The sequence below is a fragment of the Paenimyroides marinum genome, assembly GCF_900108395.1.
Lineage (GTDB): Bacteria > Bacteroidota > Bacteroidia > Flavobacteriales > Flavobacteriaceae > Flavobacterium > Flavobacterium marinum.
Genome location: NZ_FNXE01000061.1, coordinates 1 through 11,643 on the forward strand (window position 1 = coordinate 1; position 11,643 = coordinate 11,643).

General features: G+C 35.3%; 11 protein-coding genes. 10 read left to right on the forward strand and 1 reads right to left on the reverse strand.

Annotation, left to right across the window (positions count from 1 at the left end; genetic code table 11):
- Nucleotides 1-50 precede the first annotated feature (50 nt).
- Both BLW20_RS13650 and BLW20_RS13655 read left to right on the forward strand, forming a co-directional pair.
- On the forward strand, nucleotides 51-929 hold the full coding sequence (locus BLW20_RS13650; RefSeq protein ID WP_091102482.1) for an IS982 family transposase: 879 nt from the start codon (nucleotides 51-53) through the stop codon (nucleotides 927-929).
- 1 nt (nucleotide 930) lies between these two features.
- Nucleotides 931-2,457 carry a T9SS type A sorting domain-containing protein gene (locus BLW20_RS13655; protein WP_091102484.1) on the forward strand — a complete coding sequence of 509 codons (1,527 nt, stop codon included), beginning with the start codon at nucleotides 931-933 and terminating at the stop codon, nucleotides 2,455-2,457.
- 69 nt (nucleotides 2,458-2,526) lie between these two features.
- On the opposite strand, the gene BLW20_RS13660 is transcribed toward BLW20_RS13655, so the two are convergent.
- On the reverse strand, nucleotides 2,527-3,243 hold the full coding sequence (locus BLW20_RS13660; RefSeq protein WP_091102488.1) for a pyridoxine 5'-phosphate synthase: 717 nt from the start codon (nucleotides 3,241-3,243) through the stop codon (nucleotides 2,527-2,529).
- 130 nt (nucleotides 3,244-3,373) lie between these two features.
- Between BLW20_RS13660 and BLW20_RS13665 the strand changes: the two genes are divergently transcribed.
- The 8 genes from BLW20_RS13665 (at nucleotide 3,374) to BLW20_RS13700 (ending at nucleotide 11,535) form a co-directional block, all read left to right on the forward strand.
- A complete protein-coding gene (locus tag BLW20_RS13665) occupies nucleotides 3,374-4,045 on the forward strand; it encodes a CBS domain-containing protein (RefSeq protein WP_091102491.1) in 672 nt (223 codons plus the stop codon).
- Nucleotides 4,046-4,047: 2 nt separating this feature from the next.
- Nucleotides 4,048-4,932, forward strand: coding sequence for an NAD kinase (locus tag BLW20_RS13670; protein ID WP_091102495.1), 885 nt, complete (start codon nucleotides 4,048-4,050; stop codon nucleotides 4,930-4,932).
- Between the two features lie 76 nt (nucleotides 4,933-5,008).
- Entirely contained in the window at nucleotides 5,009-5,698 is a 690-nt protein-coding gene (gene porG, locus BLW20_RS13675) for a type IX secretion system protein PorG (protein WP_091102497.1), read from the forward strand.
- Nucleotides 5,698-6,441 carry an isoprenyl transferase gene (locus BLW20_RS13680; RefSeq protein ID WP_091102500.1) on the forward strand — a complete coding sequence of 248 codons (744 nt, stop codon included), beginning with the start codon at nucleotides 5,698-5,700 and terminating at the stop codon, nucleotides 6,439-6,441. Before porG ends, BLW20_RS13680 begins: the two co-directional genes overlap by 1 nt.
- Nucleotides 6,442-6,453: 12 nt before the next feature.
- Entirely contained in the window at nucleotides 6,454-9,231 is a 2,778-nt protein-coding gene (locus tag BLW20_RS13685; protein ID WP_091102504.1) for a BamA/OMP85 family outer membrane protein, read from the forward strand.
- Nucleotides 9,232-9,259: 28 nt separating this feature from the next.
- A complete protein-coding gene (locus tag BLW20_RS13690; protein WP_091102508.1) occupies nucleotides 9,260-10,384 on the forward strand; it encodes an OmpH/Skp family outer membrane protein in 1,125 nt (374 codons plus the stop codon).
- Nucleotides 10,385-10,446: 62 nt separating this feature from the next.
- Nucleotides 10,447-10,956 (forward strand): OmpH/Skp family outer membrane protein, encoded by a 510-nt coding sequence (locus tag BLW20_RS13695; RefSeq protein ID WP_091102511.1) that lies wholly within the window; start codon nucleotides 10,447-10,449, stop codon nucleotides 10,954-10,956.
- 174 nt (nucleotides 10,957-11,130) lie between these two features.
- Nucleotides 11,131-11,535 carry a c-type cytochrome gene (locus BLW20_RS13700; RefSeq protein ID WP_091102515.1) on the forward strand — a complete coding sequence of 135 codons (405 nt, stop codon included), beginning with the start codon at nucleotides 11,131-11,133 and terminating at the stop codon, nucleotides 11,533-11,535.
- Nucleotides 11,536-11,643 lie beyond the last annotated feature (108 nt).

Genomic DNA, 11,643 nt, shown 5'->3' on the forward strand with positions numbered 1-11,643 from the left:
CAACTAATTTTGCCCTATTTGAAAGATTGCCCGTTTAGTAGTGATTTACAATGAACAACTTAAGTGCAAATTACGAAAGAATTTTGGAAGTTTTAAGAAAAATATCAAATGATAATCTTTTGTCTTATCAAAGACGAGTTCCTAAACTAAAGGATTTGGAATTGATAAGTCTTGCATTAACAGCTGAATTTATGGGTATTGATAGTGAAAATCATCTATTCCGTCATCTTCCCAACGCCATAAAGTGTAAGATCGAACGCAGTGTTTATAATCGTAGAAAGCGCAGATTGTCTAATAAAATAAATGACTTACGAATGAAAATAGCGAGAAGTTTCAATGAATTTGAAAAGTATTTTATTATTGATAGTATGCCTGTAGAAGTTTGCAAACTCTCAAGGAGTAACACCTCAAAAATCTGTAAAGATGCCGAATATTGCTATCCGAATAGAGGTTTTTGTGCCTCGCAACAAATGCATTTTTATGGCTATAAACTTCATGCGGTTTGTTCTATAAGTGGAGTTTTCCAAAGTATAGATTTAAGCCCAGCTTCTGTTCATGACATCCATTATTTAAAAGACATCAAAGAGCAATTGTCAGATTGTGTGTTACTTGGAGACAAAGGATATTTATCGTCTGAAGTTCAAATTGATTTGTTCAATTATGCCAATATAGAACTGGAAACTCCAAAAAGAATCAATCAAAAGGATTATCAGCCTCAATTTTATGCATTCAAAAAATATAGAAAAAGAATTGAAACCTTATTCTCTCAATTGTGCGATCAGTTTATGATTAGACGCAATTATGCAAAATCATTTGAAGGATTCAAAACTCGATTACTTGCTAAAATTACAGCCTTAACAGTTGTGCAATTCATCAACAAAACTTATTTTAACAGAAATATCAATAACTTAAAAGTTAGTATTATTTAAAATGCACAACGGGTATATAATAATATTGTTAATTTTCTCAGTATTTATTTCCACCGCCCAAAATGCAGCATTAGATCCCAGCTTTGGAGTAGGAAGTTATACAATAATACCAAATACTTTATTAATAAATTGTTTTAATTTTGATACTAATAAAAATATTATAAGTGCAGGTTTTTCTAAAAAACCTGATGGTTATTATCGTTTAACTTTGACCAAAACCAATGCAAATGGTATTTTAGATACTACTTTTGGGACTAATGGAATAGTAACTACTACTATAGAACATTCTGAAGAACCTTTAGACATTGTAATTCAACCTGATGGAAAAATAATTGTTGCAGGTGGTGCCAATTTAGGGCCTACTCCAACCAGCTCTGGTGTTTATATAGGTTTTGTAGTACGTTACAACAACGACGGTTCTTTAGACACAAGCTTTGCTACAAATGGTATTTACAGAGAACCGATGGTAGAACATTTTGACTCTATCATTTTGTTGTCAGATGGTTCAATTATGTTGGGAGGACTTACACCTACAGAGGGAGTTCTTGTTAAATTACAAAGTAACGGTTTGCTGAACACAACTTTCGGGAATAATGGTATTCTTTCCTTATATTCTAACAACTTTCAGTTTATATCAAGAAACACTATTCTTTTAAGTGATGGTAACTTACTTTGTAGCGGGTTTGAATATTCAAATATAAACAATCTTAAAACAGCGTACTGTAAAGTAGATATACAAGGAAATTTTGACACTTCATTTGGAACTAATGGTAAAGCAATTATTGATTTGTATAACACATCACCTGATGTGAATGAAGCAATTTATACTGCAAAAGAATTACCTAATGGATCAATTGTATTTAAAGGAGACATTATTGACTGGCATGGTATGACTTATTCATCAAGTTTTCTAATAAAAATTAATTCAAACGGGGCTTTAGATACAAATTTTGGAACTAATGGAATTATTTTGCATACTTACCCAGATTCAGGATTGGAAGTACAACCCGATGGAAAAATTATTATCGGGGGAACGAAAGAAATAAACACATATAATTATGGCTATTCAATTACTCGTTTTGACAGTAACGGAATTTTAGACACCTCTTTTAATAATGGAAATGGTTTTGTTGATATAGATCCTTCTTTAGATAATGATGACCTTCAATATATTAAACTACAAGCAGTAGATTCTCTCATTATCGGAGGTGCTTCAAAGTGGAATTCAGTTAGTAATTTTACCTTGACACGTATTCTTTTAGATACGCCATTAGCTGTAGAAGAACCTTTGGAGCAATTTCTAAAAGTTTACCCAAATCCGTTTGAAGACCATCTTTTTATAGAGGATTCTGAAGGAATAATAAAAACCATCAAAATATTCGACAATACAGGCAAAATCATCAAAACAGTTTCAGAACCAACGCAGGACATTCGTGAGATACACACCAATTTTGTAAGCGGTATTTACCACATAAATATTGAAACTAAAGATGGTAGAATAATGAACAAAAAAATGATAAAGAAATAAAAACATCTATATAAAGAATAAACCCTGAAAGAATTGAATGTCTGCCAGGGTTTATTCCTTATTTAAAAACTAATCTCTCAGTTTTTGATTATACAAACACACCACGTTTTCCAATCCTAAATAAATAGCTTCTGAAATTAACGCATGCCCTATTGATACTTCTAACAACCCGGGAATATTCTGTTTAAAAAACTCGATATTATCCAAGCTTAAATCGTGTCCGGCATTAATACCCAAACCTAAACTATTGGCCAACTCGGCAGCTTTTGTATAAGGTTCAATAGCTTTGTGATTTCCTAAACCATATTGGTGTGCAAATGCTTCGGTATATAATTCAATACGGTCGGTTCCGGTAACTTTTGCTCCTTCAATTATTTCTAAAACAGGATCTACAAAAATAGACGTGCGGATATTGTTGCGTTGAAATTCTGTAATAATTTCTTTTAAATATGCCTGATGTTTTACCGTATCCCAGCCGGCGTTTGATGTAATGGCATCTACGGCATCGGGCACCAAGGTTACCTGTGTGGGTTTACATTCTAATACCAGATTCATAAAATCATCCATCGGGTTTCCTTCAATATTATATTCGGTATAAACAACATCTATTAAATCACGGGCGTCCTGATAACGGATATGCCGTTCATCGGGTCGCGGATGTATCGTTACACCTTGCGCACCAAAGCGTTGTACATCGGCTGCAACTTTTAACAAATCTGGCACATTGCCGCCGCGTGCATTACGTAAAGTGGCAATTTTATTGATGTTCACAGATAATTTTGTCATCGTTTTTGTATATAAAGTTATAAGGTAAAAAAGTTAAAGGCTGACAGCTGATTACTGACCACTGAAACCCAATTTCAACAAAAATACAAAGTATATTCGCTATAAAACCGATTATTTTAATTATTTTGCAATGAATTTTACCGTTATGAAAGCAACACAACACTTAATCAAAACAAAACCAAAGCCCTTTGCATTCAATACTAAATTTGATGACATTATTACATTTATAGAAGACAATAAATACAGTCATTTTCCTGTGGTTGAAGACGGTATTTACCTGGGTTCTATTGCATCCGTAGATGTTATTCCTTCTAAAACCAAAACCGTGGGCGATTACCGTTATGCGTTGTTGCCTTATTTTGTCAGGAAAGATGCCGGATGGTTCGAAATACTGGAAAAATGTGCTCAGTTTGATTGCAATCTGTTAGCTGTTTTAGACGAACAAAACAAATACGTTGGGTTTTATAGTGCAGAAGATATTTTTCCGCTTTTAAACCACACCCCGTTTATGAAAGATGCCGGGTTGGCTATTGTAATACAAAAACATTATCTGGATTACAGCATCAGTGAAATTTCTCAGATTGTTGAAACAAACAACTGTAAACTGCTCGGGGTTTTTGTTTCATCGACAGAAAACGGTATGGCTCAAATTACCATAAAAGCATCGGCAGGAAACATCAATGAAATAATTCAGACATTTCGTCGTTTTGGTTATGAAATCGTTTCTGAACACAATCAGGATTCTTATTTGAACGAACTAAAAGAACGTTCGGCATATTTAGATAAATTTTTAAACATTTAGTTATGAAGTTTGCCATTTACGCACAAAATTACAAAGCCAACTACAAAGAAATCGTAGAAAAATTAGTGCGTGCCGTTAAAGCACATAACGCTACCGTGATTTTTGAAAAGGAATTCTACCAGCTTTTGAAAGCAAACAACGTATTGAATTTTGAGTACGAAACATTTTCATCGCACAGCGATATTGATGACGACACTAACTTTTTTGTAAGTATAGGTGGCGACGGAACGTTGTTGCGGGCTGCCAACTTTGTAAAAAGTAGAAACATTCCCATTGTAGGTGTAAACGCAGGCAGATTGGGTTTTTTAGCAAATGTGCAGCAAGAATCTATAGGATTTTTAATTCCGTTATTGTTTTCCAACCAATACACTTTATCGCGCCGTACGTTATTGCAGCTTAATCAACCCGACGAAGCTACGTCTAAATTCAATGTAAATTTTGCCCTAAACGAAATTACCGTTGCCCGGAAAAACTCAACCGCAATGATTACCGTTGAAACATACATTAACAATGAATATCTGGCTACCTACTGGGCAGACGGAATCATAATATCAACACCGACGGGTAGTACCGGATACAATTTAAGTTGTGGCGGCCCCATTATAACCCCCGACAGTAATTGTTTTGTAATTACCCCTATTGCCCCACATAATTTAACAACCCGACCGTTGATTATTAACGACCGCAGTAAAATAAAAATGAAAGTCAGCAGTCGTGAAGAGCAATTTTTATTGTCGTTAGATTCTGAAACGGCAGCCATCAGCAACGATTCGGTCATAGAAATCTCGTTAGCAAGCCACACCGTTAATCTGGTAGAGTTTCCATCGGTAACCTTTTTACGGACTTTACGCAGCAAATTACTGTGGGGAGAAGATAAAAGAAATTAATAGTGTAATTAGTAAAATACACCATAAATATAAAATATATTCGTTTACATTAGTATATTTGCAAATTATCCATAAAATGAAAAGAAAACTTTTAACCATATTAACTATTTTAGGCACATACGCTGCCCAAAGCCAGATACATGAGCTTGGGTTAACCGTTGGTGCTTCAAATTACATTGGCGATATAGGCTCTACAAAATATATCAACCCTACAGATATGGCGTATGGTTTTCAGTACCGCTGGAACAAAAGTCCAAGGCATTCATGGCGGATAAATTACACCTATATGCCTATTTCGGCTAATGATGCAGATTCTGATATGCCGTTGAGACAAGCCCGGAACCTGAGTACAAAAAACAAACTGAATGAATTGATGCTTGGTATAGAATTTAATTTTTTTGAATTTGACCTTCACAACAGCTGGTTTGCTTTTACACCTTATGTGCACACCGGAATTGCAGGATTATCTTATAAAGAATCGTACTTTAACCAGTACGACAGACAAATAGAAAAAGATACCGAATATACGTTTGCCATACCTGTAACGTTGGGTGTAAAAGCATTGATAAACAAAAAACTGGTTATTAGTGCCGAAGTTGGTGCCCGATATTCGTTTACAGATAATTTAGACGGAAACAACCCCGCAAGCCCATCAACAACCATTCAGGCATTTGGCAACACCAATACTAAAGACTGGTATGTTTTTTCAGGCATAAATATTTCGTACACTTTTGGTAAAAACCCTTGTTATTGCGCTCCAAGATAATGAAAGAAGAAAATACTATAAATTCCGAAAAATTGCCACAACATTTAGCGATCATTATGGATGGAAACGGCAGATGGGCAAAACAAAAAGGCTTTTTAAGAACCATTGGTCATGAAAACGGGGCAACAGCCGTAAAACGTACCGTGGAACAGTGTGCCCGTTTAGGAATTCCTTTTTTAACCCTATATGCTTTTTCAACCGAAAACTGGAACCGTCCAAAATTTGAAGTGGATATGCTGATGAAATTATTGGTAAAAGCATTAAAAAAAGAAGTTAAAACACTGCAAGAAAACAATATAAAACTGAATGCAATTGGCAACTTAGACCTTTTACCCGCCACAGTTCGCAAAGAATTAACAGAAGTTTTAGAAAAAACAAAAAACAACACCCGTTTAACACTTTCACTTGCATTAAGCTATGGCTCTAGAAATGAACTTATTGAAGCCACGAAAGAAATCTGCAACAAAGTTAAAAATAATATAATTTCGGTAGATGCTATTGACGAATCAGTTATTAATAAGCATCTTTACACCCATAATTTACCCGACGTTGATTTGCTGATAAGAACAAGCGGCGAACAACGCATCAGTAACTTTTTGCTATGGCAAATTGCCTATGCAGAATTGTATTTTTGCGATGTTTTATGGCCCGACTTTTCTAATGAGCATCTTTTAGAGGCTTTGAAAGTTTATCAAAACCGAGAACGCCGATACGGTAAAACAAGTGAACAAATCAATAAATAATTTTTAAGGATAATGCATCGCAAAAAATTAAAATACCTTTTTCCTTTACTACTAAGCTTTGCTGTGGCAAACGCACAAGAAGAACCGGTAACTGCCCAGGAAGCCGATAATGCCACACAGGAAAACCTGATTCCCGAAACAGATCCAAATGCTCCGCGCAGTTACCGTTTGGGAACTATCAAAGTAACAGGAAATTATCATTTTAACGAACTGACCATTTTTACCTATGCCGGGTTAGAAAAAGGTCAACTAATCAACTTCCCGGGCGAAGAAATTTCAGATGCCATTAAAAAATTATGGAAAACCGGTTATTTTAGCGACATTAAGGTGTATGAATCTTCAATCGAAGACAACATTTTAAACCTTGAAATTTATTTAAACGAATTACCTCGTTTAAAAGATGTTGAAATAACAGGCGTTAAAAAAAGTAAAAAAGAAGAGCTTTTAAAAGATTTGCAACTGGCTGTTCCGGCAACCCAAACGACAGCAGGAAAAAAAGACAAAAAAATAAAAATTACCGCAGGTAAAATTATTAACGACAACCTTATTTCTACAACTAAAAATTATCTTACCAACAAATATCGTAAAGATGGTTTTTACAATACACAAGTTACCGTTGATAGAAAAATGCACGACGACAACAAAACGGCCGATTTAATCATCAATATCGACAAAGGCAGCAAAGTGCGTATTTCAGACATCAATTTCAATGGAAATTCACAGCTTACCAATGCCAAATTGCGTAAAGCAATGAAAAAGACAAAACAAAAAAGTCCGTTGAATCCGGTACGTATTTTTAAACCGTCGAAATTCATTGAAAAAGAATATAAAAACGACCTGGCAAATATCATCAACACCTACAAATCGAAAGGATACCGGGATGCACGAATTCTTTCTGAATCGGCAAAATACAATCCTAAGAAAAACAGCATAGCCATTAATATCGATTTAGAAGAAGGTCGAAAATATTACATTGGCGACATCCGCTTTATTGGAAACAGCGAGTTTTCGAGCCAATATTTGCGAAATGTTTTAACGGTACAAAAAGGCGAGGTTTATAACGGCGTTTTATTAGAAGAACGTGTTAAAAACCCAACAAATCCTGATGCAATGAACATTGAAAACGTTTATCAAAATGCAGGTTTTCTTTGGTCACAGGTTAATTTGGTAGAAACTGCAACACGCAACGACACCATTGATTTTGACGTTCGTATCTTGGAAGGTCCCGTTGCACATTTCAACAACGTTACTGTTTCGGGCAACGACAAAACACATGATTACATTATTTTACGTGAGTTGCGTACCTTACCGGGACAAAAATGGTCTAAAGCCGATTTAATAGAATCTATCCGCCGATTGGGTAGCATGGGAATTTTTGATGCCTCAGCATTACAACCCGATATTAAAAATGCTGACCCCGATGCTGCTACGGTAGATGTTGATTATCCGGTGGTAGAAAACGGTCAGTCACAAGTTGAAGTTCAAGGTGGTTATGGTGGTGGCACCTTTATTGGTACGCTGGCATTGTCTTTCAATAACTTTTCTGCCCGTAATTTATTTAACAAAGACGCTTATACGCCCTTCCCAATGGGCGATGCCCAAAAAATGTCATTGCGTTTACAGGCTGCAACTTATTTTCAAACCTATAGTTTAAGTTTTTCTGAACCGTGGTTTGGCGGTCGCCGTCCTATTTCACTGTTTGGTTCGTTATCACACACAAGACAAAGCTCCTACAATTATACAACAGGTGATGTGGACAGAAGCCAGGGCTTAAACATTTCAACAGTTACTTTAGGTATTGCAAAACGCTTATTGGTTCCTGATGATGCCTTTACCTTATCGCACTCGTTAAGTTTCCAGATTTACGATTTGAATAATTACTATTCTAATTATTTTGCCTTCAGTAATGGTACTTCACGCAACCTTGCTTATACCATTGAATTATCCCGTGATAACCGCGGTGGTCTTATGCCGGCTATTTATCCGCAATCGGGAGCTTATTTAAGTGTATCCGGGAAATTCACATTCCCTTACTCTTTGGTAAACGGTGTAAATTATAAAGATTTAGAAAACCAGGAAGAATATAAATACAAAACCACATCAGTACAATCTAACCCTGTTACAGGTGCAGATATTCCCATAGGAACCTATTTAGACGAAAACGGAATGCCGGTTGCTGATTACCGCGATGCAAAAGTGGATCAGGATAAATTAAACCAGAAAAAATTCAATTGGTTAGAATATTATAAAATTAATTTCAAAGCTGATTGGTACACCACTATTTTTGATAAATTAGTACTGAGAACGCAAGGTCAGTTTGGTTTCTTGGGTGCTTATAACAACGACCGGGGTATTATTCCTTTTGAGCGTTTTTATTTAGGTGGTAGCGGAATGATGAATTATAGCTTAGACGGGCGGGAAAATGTAGCATTACGCGGATATGAAGATAATTCATTAAGTCCTACGAAATATGACAGTGATTTAGGTTACAATAGAGATATTGGTGGTACGGTGTACAATAAATTCTCATTAGAATTACGTTATCCTATTGCGTTAAAAGGACAAATGAGTGCGTATGTTTTAACTTTTTTTGATGCAGGTGCTGCTTATGAAGGTTTTTCAAACTACAATCCGTTTAAATTACAACGCTCTGCCGGTGCCGGTGTTCGTGTACACATGCCGATGTTTGGCTTATTGGGAATTGACTTTGGATATGGATTTGACAAAGTTCCCGGTAAAAACAACATAGGCGGCTGGCAAACGCACTTTGTGTTAGGACAACAATTTTAATGGCACACATTTTGAATAATATCATTATATGAAAAAAGTAGTTTCAATTTTACTCGTTTGCTTATGCAATTTAGGTTTTGCACAACAAAAAGGTCGTATTGCTTATATAGACTCTGACTTTATATTGAGCAAAATGCCCGAGTATGAAGAAGCTAATAAAGAATTAAAGAAACGCACTGCCGAATGGGAAACTGTTATTGAACGTAAAAAAAAGGAGATCAAAGATTTAAAAGATCAGTTAAGTGTAGAACGTCCTTTATTAACCCAACAACTGATTGATGAAAAAGAAGAAGATATTCAAATCATTGAAAAGGAATTACTTGAGTTTCAGCAGGAAAAATTCGGTACAGAAGGCGATTATTTCAAACAAAAATTAAATCTTGCCAAACCGCTTCAGGATCAAATATCAACCATTGTTGAAGAAATTGCCAAACGAAAAAGATATTCATCGGTAATTGACAAATCAACAAGTAGCGAAACAGCATTATTATATGTTAATTCTGCCGATGAAATTTCTGACCAGGTGCTGCGTAAATTAGAACAAACCCGCAATAAGAGCAAACTATCTAAAAAAGAAATAGAACAACTTGAAATTGCAGAACGTCAGATAGAAATTAAAGAACGTCAGCGTTCTAAAAGAGATGAATTAGAAGAACGCCAACGCCAGCTTGAAGAGGAAAAAGAACAATTGGCAGCGAACCAGACAGAAAACACGCCTGCTGTTCCAGCTGAAACCGCAGCTGAAAAACGCCAGCGCGAACAATTAGAAAGAATTGAAAAAGCAAAAGCCGAACGCGAACGCATCCGTCAGGAAAAACTTGCTGAAATAGAAAAACGCAAAGCCGATATTCTAAAGAAACAGGAAGAAGCCCGTTTGGCTCGGGAAAAAGCCCGGGAAGAGGCTTTAAAAAGAAAAGAAAATGCGGGAAAAGGTTCTGCTCAGCCATCTTCTACCTCAACGAACAAACAACTATCAGAAAAAGCACAGCAACTGAAAGCACAACAAGAACAACGCAAAAAAGAAGCTGCCGACAGAAAAGCGAAAGCCTTAGAAGAACGTAAAAAACAAATCGACGAACGCAAGAAAAAGTTAGAAGAAGATAGACAAAAACGTTTAAAAGAGATTGAAGATCGCAAGAAAAATAATCAATAATTAAAAAAAATAAGTACCTTCGCACAAGGTTTTATAGGTTAAATTAAATTAAAAATCAAAAAATGAGAAAATTAAGAAAGTTGTTTTTAGCAGCAATAATGATTGTAGGTTTTAATTTGTCAACACAAGCACAAGAAGTTGCCCACATCAATATTTCAGAATTGATCCCGGCAATGCCTGAATCTAAAGCTGCACAGGCAGAACTAACTAAAATGCAGGAGAAATTCAAAGGCGAAATGGAAACCATGCAGAAAGACTTTGAAACAAAATTGAAAAAATACCAGGCAGAAGCTGCTACAGCTGGTGATGCCTTAAACGAAACTCGTGGTAAAGAAATGGAAGAAATGCAAACACGCTTCCAGATGTTTCAAGAAAATGCACGACAAGAATTAGGAAAAAAAGAATTGGCTTTATCTGAACCTATCTTAACCAAAGCACAACAAGCTATTCACAAAGTAGCACGCGCAAAAGGTTATAAATACGTTTTTGATTCAAGTATAGGTTCTGGCGTAATTTTAGCAGACGGACCAGATTTAATGGCAGACGTTAAAAAAGAATTGAAATTGAATTAATATTTCTATACATAAAAAACAAAAAGGTTTAACTTAAATTAGTTAAGCCTTTTTTGTTTTTCAATAAACATAAGTGAGAAATTGACAGATAAAAATCGTTAAATATTCGTTACTACAAAACCATTCTCATTGTTAAAGATTTCTATTTATGTAACTTTGTAAAAACGAACAACAATGAAAAAAATATTATTTTTTGGTATTTTATCAACCATAACACTAACCTCTTGCGGTAAAAAAGAAGAAAAGAAAGAAGCTCTTTATCCTGAAAGTGTAGCCGAAACATTAAGCCCCGAAGAACAATTGATTGCTGAAGGGAAACAATTATTTGAAAGTAATAAAGCAGCTTGTTTCTCGTGCCACCAAATGGATAAAAAAGTTATTGGACCAAGTGTAAAGGAAATCGCCAAAGTTTATAAAGAACAAAACGGCGATATGTTTAATTTTTTACGTAAAAAGGCCGAACCTATTGTAGATCCCTCTCAATATAATGTAATGGAAACCAATTTTGCTATTCTGAAAACAATGTCCGACGAAGAAATCAAATCGTTAGAGGCTTATATGATGAGCACTATAAAATAAAAAAGAGGCTGTCCCAAAAGGGCAGCTTCTTTGGTTTATGGATAATATAGGTTTTATGCAGCTACTTTATAAGATGGGTCAATTCTGACAAAAACAGCATTTTTTTGA

Excerpts from the sequence above, each read along its gene's own strand:
- BLW20_RS13650 (WP_091102482.1), top strand. The coding sequence starts at position 51 with ATGAACAACTTAAGTGCAAATTACGAAAGAATTTTGGAAGTTTTAAGA.
- BLW20_RS13655 (WP_091102484.1), top strand. The coding sequence starts at position 931 with ATGCACAACGGGTATATAATAATATTGTTAATTTTCTCAGTATTTATT.
- BLW20_RS13660 (WP_091102488.1), bottom strand. The coding sequence starts at position 3,243 with ATGACAAAATTATCTGTGAACATCAATAAAATTGCCACTTTACGTAAT.
- BLW20_RS13665 (WP_091102491.1), top strand. The coding sequence starts at position 3,374 with ATGAATTTTACCGTTATGAAAGCAACACAACACTTAATCAAAACAAAA.
- BLW20_RS13670 (WP_091102495.1), top strand. The coding sequence starts at position 4,048 with ATGAAGTTTGCCATTTACGCACAAAATTACAAAGCCAACTACAAAGAA.
- porG (WP_091102497.1), top strand. The coding sequence starts at position 5,009 with ATGAAAAGAAAACTTTTAACCATATTAACTATTTTAGGCACATACGCT.
- BLW20_RS13680 (WP_091102500.1), top strand. The coding sequence starts at position 5,698 with ATGAAAGAAGAAAATACTATAAATTCCGAAAAATTGCCACAACATTTA.
- BLW20_RS13685 (WP_091102504.1), top strand. The coding sequence starts at position 6,454 with ATGCATCGCAAAAAATTAAAATACCTTTTTCCTTTACTACTAAGCTTT.
- BLW20_RS13690 (WP_091102508.1), top strand. The coding sequence starts at position 9,260 with ATGAAAAAAGTAGTTTCAATTTTACTCGTTTGCTTATGCAATTTAGGT.
- BLW20_RS13695 (WP_091102511.1), top strand. The coding sequence starts at position 10,447 with ATGAGAAAATTAAGAAAGTTGTTTTTAGCAGCAATAATGATTGTAGGT.
- BLW20_RS13700 (WP_091102515.1), top strand. The coding sequence starts at position 11,131 with ATGAAAAAAATATTATTTTTTGGTATTTTATCAACCATAACACTAACC.